This window comes from Corynebacterium incognita, from assembly GCF_014217255.1.
Lineage (GTDB): Bacteria > Actinomycetota > Actinomycetes > Mycobacteriales > Mycobacteriaceae > Corynebacterium > Corynebacterium incognitum.
Genome location: NZ_CP059404.1, coordinates 1,920,484 through 1,938,040, shown reverse-complemented (window position 1 = coordinate 1,938,040; position 17,557 = coordinate 1,920,484). Strand labels below are relative to the sequence as shown.

Genomic DNA, 17,557 nt, shown 5'->3' with positions numbered 1-17,557 from the left:
CTCAAGCTGGGCTAGAGCTTCTCCATCGGCACCCCGCCGATGAGCATGAGGCGGATAGTTCCGGCCGAGCCGAAGTCAATCATGGCAGTAGCGCGGGCACCCGTGCCGGAGACCTCCTTCACGGTGCCCAGGCCATACTTCGCGTGATTGACGCGGTCACCGGCCACCAAGTGCAGGTCACTGTTCTTAGGCATGGACGTAGCGGGGGCCTTCTTCTGAGGGCGTTGCGAAGGGGAAGACGCAGCGCCCCAGGAGTTGCCCCAACTGCTTCCGCGGCCCGAACCCGGCTGCCGAGGTGCGCCCCAGCTAGCGCTTGACGTGGAGCCCACGCCCCACGGATCGGAGTTGCTCGGCTCCTCTCGCCGCCAGTCGAAGAGATCCGCAGGAATCTCCCCGAGGAAGCGACTGGCGGGATTGGTAGTCGGGTTACCCCAGCTAGAACGCAGCATCGCGCGGATAAGATATAGCTCCTCGCGGGCACGGGTAATACCGACGTACGCCAGGCGGCGTTCCTCCGCGAGCTCCCTGGGATCACCCAGCGAGCGCATGTGCGGGAACTGCCCGTCCTCCCAACCGGTCAGGAACACGACCGGGAACTCCAGCCCCTTGGCCGTGTGCAACGTCATTAAGGTGACCACCCCGGACTCGTGCTCCGGGATCTGATCGGTGTCCGCCACCAATGAGACTTTTTCCAGGAAGGCCTGCAAGCTGCCCGGCGCGGCCTCCCCTTCTTCGGGCACGAAATCCTCGCCGTTCATCTCCTCGTAGGCCACGCGGTTCGCGGCTTCGGAGGAGAACTCGTTGGCCACGGACACCAACTCGTTGAGGTTATCCAGGCGGGCGCCGTCTTGCGGATCATTGGAGGCCTCGAGCTCGCTACGGTAACCGGTGACATCCAGGATCGTCGTGATGAGCTGGCCCAGGTCCGGCTGGTTGGTCACGGGGTTGACCATGGACGGCAGCTGCTCCGTGATGCCCTCCATCATGTCCACGAAGTTCGCGATGGCATTCTTGGCGCGGGTGGCCAGCATGTCCACCTCGCCATTCGCGGCGTCCCGCAACGCGGCACCAAAGCTAATGTTCCGGTTCGCCGCGTGCAAAGCCACCTGGCCTTGGGCTTTCTCCCCGATCGCTCGCTTGGGCACATTGACGATGCGCCGCAGGCTCACGCTGTCGTCCGGGTTATCCAGCACCCGCAAGTAGGCCACGAGGTCCCGGATTTCCCGGCGCTCGTAAAAGCGCGTGCCGCCGACGACCTTGTAGGGAATGCCGGAGCGAATAAACGCGTCTTCGAGCGCGCGGGAGGCGTTGTTGGTGCGGTACATCACCGCGATGTCGGAGTAGTCCCTCCCCCGGTCCGCGAGCTCGTCGATTTCTGTGGCAATAAACCGAGCCTCGTCATGTTCGTTGTCCGCGACGTAGCCCACGATCTTCTCGCCACTGCCGTGCGCAGTCCACAGGTTCTTCTCGCGCCGCCCCTCGTTCTGCGCGATCACTGCGTTGGCGGCGTTCAGGATGGTCTGGGTGGAGCGGTAGTTCTGCTCCAACAAAATGGTGCGCGCCTGCGGGTAGTCGCGCTCGAATTCCTCGATATTGCGGATCGTCGCGCCGCGGAACGCGTAGATGGACTGATCGGAATCACCCACCACGCACAGCTCCGGGCCGCCTTCTTCCTGGCCAACCAGCTCGGCAACGAGTCGGTACTGGGCGTGGTTGGTGTCCTGATACTCGTCAATCAAGACGTGCTTGAAACGGCGCCGGTAAAAGTCTCGCACTTGCGGATAGTTGGTGAAGATACCTACGACCTCGCCGATGAGATCGTCGAAGTCCACAGCGTTGGCCGCTCGCAGGCGGCGCTGGTACTCCATATAGACGTCCGCAGCAGTGAGTTCGAAGGGTGCGCGGGTGTACTGCGCCAGTTCCAGCGCGCGCTCCGGCCCGACGAGCTCATTCTTGTGGTGAGAGATGTGGTTGGCCAGCGCGCGGGCGGGGTACTGCTTGAGGTCCAGCCCCTTCTCCTTGGCGATCATGGACAAAAGACGCCGTGAATCATCGCCGTCATAAATACTGAAATTAGTGTTCAGACCGGGCACCAGCTGCGCCTGCTGGCGGAGGATGCGCACACACGTGGAGTGAAACGTGGACACCCACATGCGCTCCGCCACCGGACCGACGAGCTGCCCAACGCGTTCCTTCATCTCGGCTGCGGCCTTGTTAGTAAAGGTAATGGCCAAAATCTCAAACGGCGATACCCCGCGCCCCTGCATGAGATAAGCAATCCGCCGGGTCAGCACCGCCGTCTTGCCCGAACCCGCGCCCGCCACGATGAGCAGCGGCGCACCTGAGTGCAACACCGCTTCGCGTTGCTGCGGGTTCAGCCCCTGCAGCAGCGGCGGTTCATAGCCCGCGGCGGCCGCACCCTGCGCGTCAGGCCGCGAGTCTGGCCGCGCGCCTGGCTGCGCACCGGATTGCCCCGCAGGCTCTGCAGGCGGCGTCGCGCCCTCGCGTGGTCCCCCGAAAGGGTTGGACGCTGACGGCTGAAAGGGAGAAGTATTGTCTGTGGATTCCATGATGCCTTCCAACTTACATCGCGAGGTGGACATCACCCGGAAAAGGAGGACAATGGCTATTTATGACTGAAGACTTGAGCGATGCATTCGCCGTGCGCATGCCGTCCGGCACCGATGATCCCCTCTCGGATCAGGAGATCCAGCGCTACCGCGAAGAGATCGACCGGATGGACAACATCATCCTGGAGGCAGTCAAGCGCCGCAGCGAGATCTCCCGAGCCATCGGCCGCACCCGGATGAGTTCCGGTGGAACAAAGCTCGTGCATACCCGCGAGGTGGCCATCATCAACCGCTTCCGCGATGAAGTCGGCGAAGAAGGCCCCGCGCTCGCGGGCATTTTGCTGCGCATGGGCCGCGGCCGCCTGGGCTAGTTGCCCGCTACCCCCGCATGGCGTCGAGCCTCCAGCTCGCCCCACGTCAGGGCGGAAACTTGGCTACTTTGGAGGGCAGATTAACTGCACCGACAATGGAGTCAGGAAGGACGCACCCTCGCCATGGATATCACCGCTTCGCCGCAATGGGCGGCCCTGAAGGGACTGTTCGCCACTAAGAAGGATCTGCAGCTGCGCGAGCTTTTTGCTCAGGACTCACAGCGCGCTGAGTCGCTGACCTTCGACGCCGCGGGGTTGCACGTCGATCTGTCCAAAAACTTGGTGGATTCCGAGGTCCTGGACGCCCTGGCCGCGCTTGCCGACGCCGCGGGGCTGAGCGAGCGTCGAGAAGCAATGCTCGTCGGCGAGCACATCAACAACACCGAGGACCGCGCGGTGCTGCATACCGCGCTGCGCCTGCCAGTGGAGGAAGACCTGACCGTCGACGGCCAAGACGTCGCCGCCGACGTCCACGAGGTCTTGGGCCGCATGCGCGATTTTGCCACGGACCTGCGCGCCGGCAACTGGCTGGGACACACCGGACACACCATCAAGAAGGTGGTCAACATTGGCATCGGTGGCTCCGACCTGGGCCCCGCCATGGCAGCGCAGGCGCTGCGCTCCTACGAGGTCGCGGGTATCTCCGCCGAGTTCGTCTCCAACGTGGACCCGGCGGACATGGCCGCCACCCTGGAGCGCGTGGACCCGGGTTCCACGCTGTTCATCGTGGCGTCTAAGACCTTCACCACCCAGGAGACCCTGGCCAACGCGAACGCCGCGCGCCGCTGGCTGCTGGAGCAGTTCGACGGCGACGAGTCCGCCATCGCCAAGCACTTCGTGGCGGTATCCACCAACGCGGAAAAGGTCGCCGAGTTCGGCATCGACACCAAGAACATGTTCGGTTTCTGGGACTGGGTAGGCGGCCGCTACTCCGTATCCTCCGCCATCGGCCTGTCCCTCATGTGCACCATTGGGCCGTTGGACTTCATGCGCTTCCTTGAGGGATTCCACGCGATGGACCGCCACTTTGCCACGGCCCCGACCAAGGAAAACGTTCCCGTACTCATGGCTCTGCTGGGGATCTGGTATACCAACTTCCACGGCGCCCAGTCCCACGCGGTGCTCCCCTACTCCCAGGACCTGGCGCGCTTCCCCGCCTACCTGCAGCAGCTGACCATGGAGTCCTTGGGCAAGTCCGTGCGCCGCGACGGCACCGCGGTGACCACGGACACCGGTGAAATCTACTGGGGCGAGCCGGGCACCAACGGCCAGCACGCCTTCTTCCAGCTCATCCACCAGGGCACCCGCCTGGTTCCTGCGGACTTCATCGGCTTCGTCCGCCCGAAGGAGGACCTCCCGGCGGCCGACGGCACCGGTTCCATGCATGACCTGCTCATGGGCAACTTCTTCGCACAGACCAAGGTGCTGGCGTTTGGCAAGACCGAGGAAGAGATCGCGGCCGAGGGCGTGGACGCGGACATCGTCCCGCACAAGGTCATGCCGGGCAACCGCCCCACCACCACCATCCTCGCGGAGGAGTTAACCCCGTCCGTGCTCGGCGCGCTCATCGCGCTCTACGAGCACATCGTGTTCACCCAGTCCGTCATCTGGGACATCAACGCCTTCGATCAGTGGGGCGTGGAGCTGGGCAAGAAGCAGGCCAACGACCTCGCCCCCGCCGTCGCCGGCGAGGTCGCCCCTGACACCGGCGACGCCTCCACCGACGCGTTGCTCACCTACTACCGTTCGCGACGCTAGCGCGTCACGAACGCTAGAGCTGAACCATCGGCTCGTAACCAAACGGAATGTGATCCGAGTCCACGACCTGCTTGCCAAACGGGAAGCAGGTCACCGGGATCATCTTGATGTTCGCCCACGCCAGCGGCAGGCCGATAATGGTCACCGCCTGCGCGGCCGCGGTGGTCACGTGGCCGATCGCCAGCCACAAACCCGCAACGAGGAACCAGATGACGTTGCTCACCGCGCTCATGCCGCCGGTGCCGCGCACCGGTTGCACCACGGAGCGGCCAAACGGCCACAGAGCGAAATTGGCCATGCGGAAGCTCGCCACACCCGCCGGGATGGTGACAATGAACAGGCACGCGATAATGCCGAACAGGAAGTAGCCTGCGGCCAAAAAGAATCCGCCGCAGATGAACCAAATGATATTGAGCAGTGTCTTCATGTGCCCCAGCCTAGTCACAAGCCGGACGTGAGACGGAGCGTCGGCAGGCTCACTGCGCGCGCCCGCGATGAAGGGCGTACGGTATGTATCCGCTATGTCCACCAAACACATTAGATACCCACGCCTTACCGCGGCGCTGGCCATCGTGCTCTCCGCGGCGAACCTGCGTACCGCCATCACGGCGCTGGCCCCGCTCATCCCCACCATCCAAGAGAAAATTGGCCTGAGTGGCTCACTGGTAGGCATCCTCGGCACCATCCCCACCGCCATGTTCGCGCTTTCCGCATTTGCGTTGCCGCGGATGAAGGAGAAGATGACGCTCTCGGAGATGATGTTGGTCTCCATGGGGCTGACCACTCTGGGGCAGCTGTTGCGCGTGGCCTATCCCTCCCCGGCCGTGCTGTTGGTGGGCAGTATCGTCGCGCTCTTTGCCGTGGGCATCCTCAATTCCACCATGCCGCTGGTGGTCCGCGAGTACTTCCCCAACCACGTTCCCGGCATGTCGCTGACGTACATGATGACCGGCCAGGTGGTGCTCGCCATCGCCCCCGTCATCGCGGTGCCGCTCATGCTGCGTGCCGACGCCGCCGGCGCCCCCGGCTGGCAAATCTCCCTGGGGCTGTGGGCCGTGGTGTCCCTGGCCGCGACGATCGCGTGGGTGCCGTTGCTCATCCGTCGCGGGCCCAACCCCAACGTCACGGCCCCGGAGCTCAACTTCCGCATGCCGGTGTGGAAGACGCCCGTGGGCCTGGGCATGGCGTTCATGTTCGGGTGCAACTCCATGGTGGCTTATACGATGATGACCTTCCTGCCGCAGATTTTCATGGAGGCCGGGGCGGCTCCCGACACCGCGGCGCAGATGCTTGCGTTGTGGACGGCGCTGGGCATCCCAGTCACGCTCCTGGGCCCCTGGCTGGCGGGTAGGTTGGCCAACGTCTTCCCGGCGGTCGCGGCATCCGGACTGGCATTCATCATCGGCCACCTCGGCCTCGCGTTCGCTCCCCTGGCGCTGCCGTGGCTGTGGTGCGTGCTGTCGGCGGGCGGCACCATCGTGTTTTCCATGGCGATGGTCCTCGTGAACATTCGCGCAAAAACTCTAGAAGGTGCTACCGCTCTCACATCGTTTGGCCAAGGCGTGGGCTACACGATCGCCTCAATCGGCCCCTTGCTGACCGGTGTGTTATTCCAGGCCACCGGCACTTTCACGCTCGCGCTGTGCGTACTGTCCTCGATGGGTGTGGTCATGCTCGTGGCCGGGTTCTTTGCCACGCGCCAGGTCTATGTTGAGGACCAGCTGCCGTTTCATAGCTAGGGTTCACCCATAACCCATGCGTAAAATGGGCGACTATGCAACACATCATTGACTGGGTAGTGAACTTGATGAGCGTGCTCGGCGCTCCAGGCGTGGGCGTGGCCATCCTTCTAGAGAACCTGTTCCCGCCAATTCCCTCCGAGGTGGTGCTCCCGCTCGCCGGTTTCACTGTGGCCAGCGGTGAGATGAACTTCATCGCCGCGCTGATCTGGTCAACCATCGGCGCTGTCGTCGGCGCGCTCATCCTGTACTGGATCGGCGCGGCGATTGGCGCCCGCCGCCTCTACAACATTGCTGAGCGGATGTGGCTGGTGGAGGGCGACGACGTCACCAAGTCCCTCGTTGCCTTTGATAAGTACGGCAGCGCTTCGGTCTTCTTCGGCCGCTTCATCCCCGGCATCCGTTCGCTGATTTCCATCCCAGCGGGCATTGACCGCATGCCGTTGCCCAAGTTCATCGCCTGGACCACCGTGGGTTCCTTCATCTGGAACGCGGTGCTCATCGCGCTGGGGTATTGGCTGGGCGACGCCTACACCAAGGTCGCCGACGTCATCGATAGCTACTCCACGGTGGTCTACGCGATCATCGCTCTCATCTTGGTGGCCATCTTGGTCTACCTGGTCCGTCGCTACCTGCGCATGCGCAAGACCGGCGACGACCCAGACCGCGATCTGGAGGCCGAGGAACAGATCCTGCGCCAGTACGAGGCACGCGGGCGTCGTAAAGAACGCGAGGCCGAAGAAAGCTAGCGTGGCTGGCAACGCGGGCACCACCAGATGATGCGCTCGAGCTCGCCTTCGTCACCCCCGGCGTCCACGCCGCCGAGGGTGCCCTTGACGATGAGCGTCCCGCAGCGCCGACACCGCTGGTTGTTGCGCCCAAAGACGTAGCCGGTCTCCCCGGCGCGGCGCACACCCGTGGTCACGCGGACGGGCGAGAAACGGTTCGCCCACATAATCTTCCGTGCGACGTCCACCACGCGTTCCACGCCGCGCTCCCCCACCGCGGCGACTGGCGACGCCGGGTGCAGCCCCGCGATAAAACACGCCTCGGCGCGGTATTCATTGCCGATGCCCGCGAGGTTCTTCTGATCCAGCAGCGCCGCGCCAATGCTTCGCGACGGCCGCGCAAGAATCCGGCGCAGCGCCTCCTCGCGGCCGACGTCCTCCCAGTCCGCAGCCAAGATATCCGGGCCCAGGTGCGCGATACGTTCGTGGTAATAGTCCGCCGGGTAGGCCTCGACCATGCCGAGCTCGTGACCCACGAGTTCGATGTCGCGCGGCGTCGCCGCGAGCTGCAGCACCACCCGCGCAGTAAAGCCGGGCTTGCGCCATGTATCGCCCGCGTAGTGGATGGACCACGTACCTTCCATCTTGAGGTGGGTGTGCAGGATATGCTCATCGAACTGCATGAACAGGTGTTTGCCATAAGGCCACACGCGCTGGGCAGTGGCGCCGTCGAAGCGTACGGTGGCATAACGCGGCACGCGCAGGGAGGTGTGCGTAACCTCCCTGCCCACCATGAACTGCAGCTTGTTGGCCAGCTGCAGGACGGAATCTCCCTCGGGCATGGCACTTATTGTGCCAGGGGCTATCCCGCGATAGCCTCCAGGGGTCGGGTGCGCGCGGACGAGGCGGCCGTCCGCGAGGAAGATGACGCGGTCTGCGAACGACGCCGCCTTCGCGTCGTGTGTATGCACTTCTTCGCACATCTCCATCTTCCCGCCTATCACGCCAATAAGCTCCCAAAAGTGGCCTATGAACTGCAAATAAGGGAAAGATCAGGGTATACCCTGACCCCCTTTACGTGATCCCCCACACTCGTCACCGACGTATCGCTACACCTAATCCCAGGGGGTCATCACGTGGTCGCGCGAAATCTCGCTGGGGCGCTCGACACCGAGCAACTGCATGGTGTTGGTGAGCTCCGCCGTGAGCAATTCAATGACCTTGTCCACACCCTCGCGGCCACCGGCCATGAGTCCGTAAAGGTAGGCGCGGCCGACCAGCACGAAGTCCGCGCCCAGCGCCAAAGCGGTGGCGACGTCTGCGCCAGAGAGCACACCGGAGTCGTAGATGATCTCCACGTCGTCGCCCACCTCCGCGCGGATGTTTTCTAACGCCCGCAGCGGGTTAATCATTTGGTCCAACTGGCGGCCGCCGTGGCTGGAGACCTCGATGCCGTCCGCGCCCAGATCGAGCACCTTGCGCGCGTCTTCCGGAGTCACCACACCCTTGACGAAGAGCGGGCCCTCCCACTGCGAACGAATCCACTTCAGGTCCTCGAAGTTCAGGCCAGGGTCAAACATGTCATTGATCAGGTGCCGAAGTGTGCCCGTGGTGGAGGTCAGGGATGCGAAGGTCACCGGCTCCGTGGTGAGGAAGTTGAACCACCACTCTGGGCGCCATGCGGCGTCCACGATGGTGCCCGCGGTCAGCCGCGGCGGGATGCGCATGCCGTTGCGCTCGTCGCGCAGGCGCTTGCCAGCCACCGGGGTGTCCACGGTGACCAATAGGGTGTCGAAGCCCGCGGCGGCCGCGCGCTGCATAATATCGAGGTTCCGCTCGCGTTCTTTCCACATGTACAGCTGGAACCAGCGCCGACCATTTCCGTTGGCCGCGGCGACCTCCTCGATGGAACGGGTTCCCATCGTGGACAAGCCGAAGGGAACCCCCGCGGCGGCCGCGGCCGCCGCGCCGGCGTCCTCACCTTCAGCGTGCATAAAGCGGGTGAAGCCAGTCGGGGCAATGCCAAATGGCAGCGCGGACTCGCCGCCCGCGATCGTGGCGCCCAAGGAGACGTTGTCCGCGCCCCGCAGGATATTCGGCACAAACCGCATGTCGCGGAAGGCGGCGCGGGTCTCGTCGTGGGTCGCCTCGCGCATGGCGGCGCCATCCACGTAGTCGAAGGCGGGCTTGGGGGTGCGCCGCTTGGCCATCTTGCGAAGGTCGGTGACGTCGGTGGCTTTGGACAGCCGAGCCGCGCGCCGATCCAGGGTGGGCGGGTCAAAGCGGAGTAGATTCTTGAGTTCTCCGACCTGGGGCAGCTGGCGTTTCATCGGCGTCCTTCCTTGCACTGTTGTCCTACTAAGCTGCCCGCCAGACTACTCTTCCATGGCTGAAAATTTTGCAAAATGGGTATTTAATTCACTGAGAACGTCGCGTGAGTGTCGCCTCCGGCGGCCTGTTTCGCTAGCGCCGCGGGCGGAACCCGCCGCCAGGATTCCGCGGTGGTTCGAACGGCTCGTCGTCGAAGCTCAGGTCCTCCAGGGCCTCGGCCACTGAGCGGCCGCCCGGCGACGCGTAGCTGGTGCTCCCCCGCCCGGCGGGACGCCGTGGGGCCGGTGCCTGGCCGGAGATGCGCACCCCGCGCGGGGTAATCCCCGCCCCAGCCCCGCGCAGCAGGTCTGCCCACGGGGATTCAAAGATGGCCTCGCCGTTGACCTTTTCAATGACGAACGGCGCCATCCTGCGCGACGCCACTGCCTCACGCAGGGCGTCCACGATGTAGCCGGCGCTCTCGGTGCGCTCGATGCCGGACGGCGCGGCGTCGGCGAACGTGGTCAGCGTCCGCCCGCCGCGGGTGAGGTGCGCGACCAGCACGCCGTCGACGAGTACCACCACCGCGCCCGCGCCCCGGGAAAGGCCGCCGGTGTTCCTGCCGGTGTTCGCGCCGTCGCGCTCCGGCCACGGCAGGGCGGCGCCGTAGGCGTTGGCGGGATCGGCGGCGGCCAAGAGATAGACCGCGGGTTCTGTGCTTCCCGACGGCCAGCCACCGGCGTCCACGGAGTCGTCCATCCCGCGCAGCCGGTCAATGAGCGCGGGCGTGGAAAACTGTGCCGCGCCCAGCCCTTCCACCACGTAGCCACGCAGGGCCTTGCCGGATTCCTCAAAGCCGGAGAGCACCTTGTACGCCATAGCAAAACCGCCGATAACGTCCTCAGCCTGCACGCTGCCGCGCGTGACCACGCCATAGCGGTCCAGCCAGGCCTCGCCGTGCGCTACCGAACGGGCCGTCGCGTTGCCGCCATCGCCGCGGACCGCCAGCGCCCAGCGCCCAGTCATGTCCGGCGGGGTCTGCTGCGCCCGTTGGGTCTGCGCGAAGGACGTGCGTCCCATGCGCAGGCGAGAGCGGGTCGGACGGCGCTTGGCCTTGTGCGCCGCGCCCCCGCGGCCGGCACCGCCACGGCCGCCCGTGCCCATCGACAGGCGGGCGCGCAGCGGCGCGAAGGAATCCGGGGCCACCAGGCCCGCATCCACCAGGTCCCACAGGGCGTCGCGGAGCTGCTCCGGGGAGGACTGGCCCACGGTGAGTCCCAACTCATCGCCGGCCCCGCGCACCTCGTGCATGAGGTCGTTGAACAGGAAGCCGCCGCCGCGGCCAAGCACTTCCAGGATGGATTCCTGGAGAGGGCTCAGCTGGAGTGTGGAGCGGTCAGCAAAGGGATCCTCACCGACCGGTGCGAGCTGCTCGGCGTAGTCCGTGGGCAGCAACATCACCCACGGATCCGCAGCGCCCGCGGTGCCCGCACCCTTGATGAGCACCTCACCGCCGGAGGTGAGCTCGTCCAGCATCAGCGGGTCATAACCCGCCACGCGCGCGGGCAGGACCAGCGATTCCCAGGCGCTGACCGGCAGCCGCACCCCGGCCAGCTGTTCCAGCACCGCGAACACGCCATCGGCGCCGCGCAGCTGTGGGCGCTGCCTCAGGCCCGCCACCTGCTGCCAGTCCGGGATAAAACGTGCGAACGCGGTCTGGGATACCGGCTGCGTGGCCGCGCGGGCGGCCGCCAGCGAGCGGGAGCGAATAATTTTGAGGACGTCCGCCGCGCAGTATTCCTGCTCGTCGACGCCCTGGCGGAAACGGCCCTCAATCACCTCGCCGCGCTCAATGAGACCGGAGAGGACCGAGTGCGTCACCGATACCGACAGGCCGAAGGCCTCCGCGGCGTCGCGCAGCACGAAGGGGCCGCGAGTACGCGCCCAGCGAGAGAGCAGCTGCTCCACAGCGTCGTTGACCGTGGCTACCTGCGCCGCCACTCCGGGAGGGACGGGGATGCCAAGGCCGTCGCGTAGCAGCGGCGCGTCCAGGGTTTGGGCCAAATGTTCGCGCCCGGCGATGCGTACGCGCATGGCCCGGCCGGCGTCGAGAAGCGGGCGCGGATCCAGGCCGGGGACGTCCGTGTGCAGGTCCAGGTCGGCGACAGGCACGGGGCCTAGCACCCGAAGCAGATCCGCGAGTTCCTCAGCGTTGCGGGCGCGGCGCCCGTCGGAGATGCGTTGCAGCTGGGCGTGGACCTCGTCGATGATGTCGGCGTCCAGGAGCTCGCGCAGCTCCACCGTGCCCAGCAATTTGGCCAGCAGCGCCGGGTCCAACGCGAGCGCGGCGGCGCGCTTTTCCGCCAGCGGTGTATCGCCTTCGTACATGAACGCGCCGGTGTAGTTAAACAGCAGCGTGGACGCGAACGGCGAGGGTTGGTCCGTGGTCACCTCCACCACGCGTACGCGGCGGTGCTGCAGGTCCTCCATCACTTCGGTCAGCGCGGGCAGGTCGTAGACGTCCTGCAGGCACTCGCGCACGGTCTCCAAGATGATGGGGAACGTCGGGTATTTGCGCGCGACGTCGAGTAGCTGCTCGGCGCGCTGGCGCTGCTGCCACAGCGGTGCACGCTTGCCGGGGTTGCGTCGCGGCAGCAGCAAGGCGCGGGCGGCGCATTCCCGAAACCGAGAGGCGAACAGCGCGGAGCTGCCTACCTGGTCGGTGACCTCGGCGGCGATATCGTCCGGGTCAAAGACAAACAGCGCGCCGGAGGGCTCCGTGTCGGCCTCAGGCAGGCGCAGCACAATGCCGTCGTCGCCCGCCACCGCCTGCGGGTCCATGCCGGTCTCCTCCGCCACGCGCTTGCCCACCGCCAACGCCCACGCGGCGTTGACCCCGCGGCCGAAGGGCGTGTGCAGAATAACGCGCCAGTCCCCCAGCTCGTCGCGGAAACGCTCGAGCACCAGCGTGGTCTCGTCCGGGACCACGCCGGTGGCTTCCTGTTGCTCGCGCAGGTAGGCCAGGGTGTTGGCGCGCGCCCGCTCGTCCAGATCGGGCAAGAGCTTGTCGACGCCCCCGTGCTCCGCACCCACTGCGGCGTCAGCGGCCAGGAGATCGCGCCGGAAGGCCCCCAGGGCCTTGCCCAGTTCGAAGGGCCGCCCGGCCTGGTCGCCGTTCCAGAACGGCAGGCGGCCGGTGTGCCCGGGCGCAGGCGTGACGATGACCTGGTCGCGAGTGATGTCCTCGATACGCCAACTCGACGCGCCCAGGGTGAATACGTCACCCACGCGGGACTCGTAGACCATTTCCTCGTCCAGCTCGCCGACGCGGCGCGGAGCCTTGGAGCCGCCGACGCCGGAAACCTCAGTACCGGCGAGGAACACGCCGAACATACCGCGGTCCGGGATGGTGCCGCCGGAGGTCACGGCCACGCGCTGTGCTCCCGGCCGCGCGGTGAGCTCGCCGCTCATGCGGTCATAGACCACGCGCGGGCGCAGCTCCGCGAAGTCCGTGGACGGGTACGTGCCGCTGACCAAGTCAATGACCGAGTCAAAGACATCGCGGGACAGGTTCCGGTACGGCCAGGCGCGGCGGACCTGCTCGTACCACTCGTCGGCGGTGATGCTGCCGGGGTGCGCGCCGGAACTGCGGTGCGCGGCGGCGGCCACCGCGGCCACGGTCTGCTGGGCCAAGACGTCCAGCGGGTTCTCCGGGGTGTGCAGCCGCTCGATGAGACCGGCGCGCATACGGGAGACGGTCAGCGCGGACTGCACGAGGTCCGCGCGGTGCTTCGGGTAAAACGAGCCCTGCGACACCGCACCTACGGTGTGCCCGGCGCGGCCCACGCGCTGCAATCCAGACGCCACCGACGGCGGAGATTCCACCTGGACCACCAGGTCCACCGCGCCCATGTCGATGCCGAGCTCCAGTGAGGACGTGGCCACCACCGCGCGCAGCTCCCCTGCCTTGAGCATGTCCTCCGTCAGGGCCCGCTCGTCCTTGGAGACCGAGCCGTGGTGCGCGCGGGCGATAAGCGCCGGGGCTTGACCGACGGTGTCGGTCTGCTTCATCAGCTGCGCCGGGTCGCGACGGCTGGCCGCGGAGAGAGCCTCCGGGTCGTGTTCGTGGGCGTAGAGCTCGTTGAGCCGGCTGGTCACCCGCTCTGCGGTGCGCCGGGAGTTAACGAACACCAACGTGGAACGGTGCGCCATCACTTCCCGGTAGAGCTCTTCTTCAATGAAGGGCCAGATGGATTTCGCCGCCGGCAGCGCGGAATCTTCTGCGATAGGCGCAGCATCGTTCACCGGTGAGGCGATCCCCAGCGGGTCGTCCACAGTGAGCTCGCCGATGGTGGAGCCGACCTCCGGCGTGGGCAAATCCGACATGTCGTCAACGGGCACGTGGACGTCGAGCGCCCACTGCTTCTCTGCGGGCGGGGCGATAATCTCCACCGGGCGACCGCCGCCCAGGAAGTTGGCCACCGCCTCGAGCGGGCGCACCGTCGCCGACAGGCCCACGCGTTGGAAACCGCCGGTCAGCGCCTCCAGGCGCTCCAGCGTCAGCGCCAGGTGCACGCCGCGCTTGGTGCCGGCCAGCGCGTGAATCTCGTCGATGATGACGGTATCCACCGTCTCCAGGATGCCCGCCGCCTTGGACGTAAGCATGAGATACGCCGACTCCGGCGTCGTAATCAGCACATCCGGTGGGCGGCGCACCTGCCGGTTGCGCTCGGACTGTGGGGTATCTCCGGACCGCACGCCGATGGTGATGTCCGGTTCCTCCACGCCCATCCGCTGCGCCACCCGCGCGATGCCCGTGAGCGGCACCCGCAGATTGCGCTCCACGTCCACCCCCAGCGCCTTGAGCGGGGAGATATACAGCACCCGCACGCCATCGCTCGCGCCGCCGGCACCCGCGGCGTCGTCAAGCTCCATCGGCAACGCCGCCTGCCCGGCGCGCACGGTGAGGTTATTGAGTGCCCACAAAAACGCCGCGAGGGTCTTACCGGAACCTGTGGGCGCCACCACCAAGGCGTTCGAGCCGTCCGCAATCGCCGACCAGGCGCCACGCTGTACCGGGGTCGGCGCGGAGAACACTTCCCGAAACCACGCGGCTACCTGGGGGCGGAAGCGATCCAACACGTCTCCGCCACCGTTGGCCCCCGCGGCATCAGTAGCCATGCCCATCCTTCCCATTGGCGGTACGCTTACAGCTATGACCGCTCATCTTAGTGATTCTCGCTTGACTAACCACATCGCCCAAGGTTGCGGGCAGATCCTCAAAGGCGTACGCGCCGGGGGCCTGCTGCGCGGCCAGCACCTGGGCGAAGCCGGTGATGAGCTGGCGCAGAACTGGATCGCTCGCGTGCTCAAGGAACACCGCCCCGACGATGGCTTCTTGTCCGAGGAGGCCGCGGACAACCTGGACCGCCTCAACAAGGACCGCGTATGGATCGTGGACCCGCTGGACGGTACCAAAGAATTCGCCACCGGTCGCCAGGACTGGGCGGTGCATATCGCGCTCGTCATCAACGGCGAGGTCGCGCACGCGGCCGTCGGCCTGCCGGACCTGGGCCAGACCTTCAAGTCCTCCGAAGCCCGCGCGGTCACCGGCCCGCTAGCCAAGCGTTTTGTGGTCTCCCACAACCGCCCGCCGCAGGTGGCTGGGCACATCGCGGAACAGATGGGCTACGACAACGTTGGCATCGGCTCCGCGGGGGCGAAGTCCATGCACGTTTTGTTGGGTGATTTTGACGGTTATATTCACGCCGGCGGTCAGTACGAGTGGGACCAGGCCGCGCCCGTGGGTGTGGCGCAGGCGGCCGGGCTGCATTGCTCCCGCTTGGACGGCTCCCCACCGCGTTTTAACAACGAGGACACCTACATGCCGGACCTGCTTATCTGCCGCCCGGAGATCAAGGACGAGGTGCTGGCTCACGCTGCGCAGTTCCTCAGCGACAACGGCAAGTACTAGGCTGTAGCCCATGACCGAGCCCACCCGCACCCCCATTGCTACGCCCTACGAGGATTTGCTTGCCGACGTCCTGCACAACGGCGCCCGCAAAGGTGACCGCACGGGCACTGGCACCCGCAGCCTCTTCGGTCGCCAGCTGCGCTACGACCTCTCCGAGTCGTTCCCGCTGCTGACCACGAAGAAGGTCTACTTCCACGGTGTCATCGGCGAGCTCCTGTGGTTCCTCAAGGGCGAGTCCAACATCACCTGGCTGCAGGAAAACAAGGTTCGCATCTGGAACGAGTGGGCAGACGAGAATAACGAACTCGGCCCGGTCTACGGCGTGCAGTGGCGTTCCTGGCCCACCCCGGATGGCCAGCATATTGACCAGATCCAGCAGGCTCTGGACACGTTGAAGTCCAACCCGAATTCCCGCCGCAATCTGGTCTCCGCGTGGAACGTCTCGGAGCTGGACAACATGGCGCTCATGCCCTGCCACCTGCTCTTCCAGCTGTACGTGGCCGACGGCAAGCTCTCGCTGCAGGTGTACCAGCGCAGCGCGGACATGTTCTTGGGCGTGCCGTTTAACATCGCCTCCTATGCCGCGCTGACCCACATGTTCGCACAGCAGGCGGGCCTGGAGGTCGGCGAGCTCGTGTGGACGGGCGGCGACTGCCATATCTATGACAACCACGTCGAGCAGGTCAAGGAGCAGCTCACGCGCGAGGCGCGGCCCTACCCGCAGCTGAAGCTTAACAAGGCACCGAGCATCTTTGACTACACCTTCGACGATTTCGAGGTCGTCGGCTACGACCCGCACCCGACCATCAAGGCGCCGGTGGCGGTCTAGCCCGGCCCACTGCGAGGAGGACACCCATGGGATACCGCGGCGCTATCTGGGCCCAGTCGCTCGACGGCATCATCGGCGACGGCGCCGTCATGCCCTGGCATGTGCCGGAGGACCTCGCTCACTTCAAGGACGTGACGATGGATGCCCCGGTCATCATGGGTCGCAACACGTGGGAGTCCCTGCCGGTGAAGTTCCGCCCGCTGCCCGGCCGCGCCAATTACGTGCTGTCCTCCCACGCCCCTGGCGAATGGTCCCGTGGCGCGCATGTCATCCGCACCGTGGACCAGGCGCCGGACGGCTGGATCATGGGCGGCGGCCAGCTCTACGCCGCCACCATCGACGAGGTGGACATCATTGAAATGACGCTCATGGGCGTCAACGTCGGCGACGTCTACGGCGACGACGCCGTGCACGCCCCGTCCGTCCCCACCACCTTCGGGCTCACGCACGATTCCGACTGGCAGACCTCCACGAAGGGCCGGCTCACCATCCCCGGCCAGCCGCCCAGCGACCTGCCCATGAAGTACCGATTCTTGACCTACCAGCGAAAGGACGCAGCCTAAATGACTGACGCCACAAACAACGCGCAGCCCACCGCCCCGCAGACCACGGACCACGTCACGATCTTCTACGCCACGTGGTGCCCCTACTGCGCCAACCTGCGCAAGCGCCTGGACCGCACGGAGACCCCGTACACGCTGATCGACGTCGATGACGCCGCCAACCCCGACAACCCCGCGGAGTTCGACGAGGACGCCATCGCCGCGGCCAACGAGTGGATCGAGTCCGTCAACGACGGCAACCGCATCGTACCCACCGTGCTGTACTCCGACGGCACACACGCCACCAACCCGGAAGCCTCCGCGGTACGCGCCAAGCTTCGCGAGCTCACCGGCGAAGAATAATTAAAACTCGTCGTCCTCGCCGAAGAGTTCAGCCATGTCCTTCGGCGACAGCGTGGCGTTCATGCCCGCCAGCTCCTTGGAGTAAATGGTGTTGAGGTAGAACTCCAGCGCCTCTTTCAGCTTCTGCGCGTCATACTTGTTCAGCAGCAGAATGCGCTTCGACGACCCGCCCGGCACGTTCTTCTCCACCGCCAAGGTCTCCACCCCGTCCTTGGCCACAATCTCGGTGAAGATCTCGCGGCGCTGGACGTCAATGAAGGAGTAGTTCTTATCTGAATGAGTCATGGCTCGAAACTATCCCACCTCTCACCCCGCCGCCGGAGTCTGGTGCCATTTCACACCGCTCCACCCCCGTGCGGTAACCTAAGTGCGT

The 17,557-nt window shown here is 65.8% G+C and carries 14 protein-coding genes; 8 read left to right on the top strand and 6 right to left on the bottom strand.

The annotated features are described in order from the left end of the window. Positions 1–11: 11 nt before the first annotated feature. Positions 12–2,570 carry an ATP-dependent helicase gene (locus tag H0194_RS09015; RefSeq protein WP_246388882.1) on the bottom strand — a complete coding sequence of 853 codons (2,559 nt, stop codon included), beginning with the start codon at positions 2,568–2,570 and terminating at the stop codon, positions 12–14. Between the two features lie 62 nt (positions 2,571–2,632). Here H0194_RS09015 and H0194_RS09010 point away from each other — a divergent pair, with 62 nt between their 5' ends. Both H0194_RS09010 and pgi read left to right on the top strand, forming a co-directional pair. After that, positions 2,633–2,941, top strand: a complete 309-nt coding sequence (locus H0194_RS09010) for a chorismate mutase (RefSeq protein ID WP_185175563.1) — start codon at positions 2,633–2,635, stop codon at positions 2,939–2,941. 123 nt (positions 2,942–3,064) lie between these two features. Further along, positions 3,065–4,699 carry a glucose-6-phosphate isomerase gene (gene pgi / locus H0194_RS09005; RefSeq protein ID WP_185175562.1) on the top strand — a complete coding sequence of 545 codons (1,635 nt, stop codon included), beginning with the start codon at positions 3,065–3,067 and terminating at the stop codon, positions 4,697–4,699. A gap of 13 nt (positions 4,700–4,712) precedes the next feature. Here pgi and H0194_RS09000 read toward each other — a convergent pair whose 3' ends face one another. Continuing rightward, positions 4,713–5,126, bottom strand: coding sequence for a YccF domain-containing protein (locus H0194_RS09000; protein WP_185175561.1), 414 nt, complete (start codon positions 5,124–5,126; stop codon positions 4,713–4,715). A gap of 94 nt (positions 5,127–5,220) precedes the next feature. Here H0194_RS09000 and H0194_RS08995 point away from each other — a divergent pair, with 94 nt between their 5' ends. Then, positions 5,221–6,438 carry an MFS transporter gene (locus tag H0194_RS08995; protein ID WP_185175560.1) on the top strand — a complete coding sequence of 406 codons (1,218 nt, stop codon included), beginning with the start codon at positions 5,221–5,223 and terminating at the stop codon, positions 6,436–6,438. Between the two features lie 35 nt (positions 6,439–6,473). After that, complete coding sequence (locus H0194_RS08990) at positions 6,474–7,187, top strand: DedA family protein (RefSeq protein WP_185175559.1); 714 nt, start codon at positions 6,474–6,476, stop codon at positions 7,185–7,187. On the opposite strand, the gene H0194_RS08985 is transcribed toward H0194_RS08990, so the two are convergent. The 3 genes from H0194_RS08985 to H0194_RS08975 all read right to left on the bottom strand — a co-directional run bounded on the left by H0194_RS08985 (position 7,184) and on the right by H0194_RS08975 (position 14,657). Next, on the bottom strand, positions 7,184–8,008 hold the full coding sequence (locus tag H0194_RS08985) for an Fpg/Nei family DNA glycosylase (protein ID WP_185176972.1): 825 nt from the start codon (positions 8,006–8,008) through the stop codon (positions 7,184–7,186). The two genes, H0194_RS08990 and H0194_RS08985, sit on opposite strands and share 4 nt — an antisense overlap. A gap of 273 nt (positions 8,009–8,281) precedes the next feature. Then, positions 8,282–9,496, bottom strand: a complete 1,215-nt coding sequence (locus H0194_RS08980) for an alpha-hydroxy acid oxidase (protein WP_185175558.1) — start codon at positions 9,494–9,496, stop codon at positions 8,282–8,284. Between the two features lie 133 nt (positions 9,497–9,629). Further along, positions 9,630–14,657, bottom strand: a complete 5,028-nt coding sequence (locus tag H0194_RS08975) for an ATP-dependent helicase (RefSeq protein ID WP_185175557.1) — start codon at positions 14,655–14,657, stop codon at positions 9,630–9,632. A gap of 34 nt (positions 14,658–14,691) precedes the next feature. On the opposite strand from H0194_RS08975, the gene H0194_RS08970 reads away from it, so the two are divergent. From H0194_RS08970 to H0194_RS08955, 4 genes are read left to right on the top strand one after another with little or no spacing between them, the layout of a single operon-like run. Continuing rightward, the gene (locus tag H0194_RS08970; protein WP_185175556.1) at positions 14,692–15,450 is read left to right on the top strand and encodes a 3'(2'),5'-bisphosphate nucleotidase CysQ; all 759 of its coding nucleotides are present in this window, start codon (positions 14,692–14,694) and stop codon (positions 15,448–15,450) included. 10 nt (positions 15,451–15,460) lie between these two features. Then, positions 15,461–16,279 (top strand): thymidylate synthase, encoded by an 819-nt coding sequence (locus tag H0194_RS08965; RefSeq protein WP_185175555.1) that lies wholly within the window; start codon positions 15,461–15,463, stop codon positions 16,277–16,279. A 26-nt stretch (positions 16,280–16,305) separates the two neighbouring features. After that, complete coding sequence (locus H0194_RS08960) at positions 16,306–16,842, top strand: dihydrofolate reductase (protein WP_185175554.1); 537 nt, start codon at positions 16,306–16,308, stop codon at positions 16,840–16,842. Then, the gene (locus H0194_RS08955) at positions 16,843–17,184 is read left to right on the top strand and encodes a glutaredoxin domain-containing protein (RefSeq protein ID WP_185175553.1); all 342 of its coding nucleotides are present in this window, start codon (positions 16,843–16,845) and stop codon (positions 17,182–17,184) included. It begins immediately after the preceding gene. Here H0194_RS08955 and H0194_RS08950 read toward each other — a convergent pair whose 3' ends face one another. Then, positions 17,185–17,469: a cg0963 family protein gene (locus tag H0194_RS08950; protein ID WP_185175552.1), complete on the bottom strand. Its 285-nt coding sequence runs from the start codon at positions 17,467–17,469 to the stop codon at positions 17,185–17,187. Between the last annotated feature and the right edge of the window lie 88 nt (positions 17,470–17,557).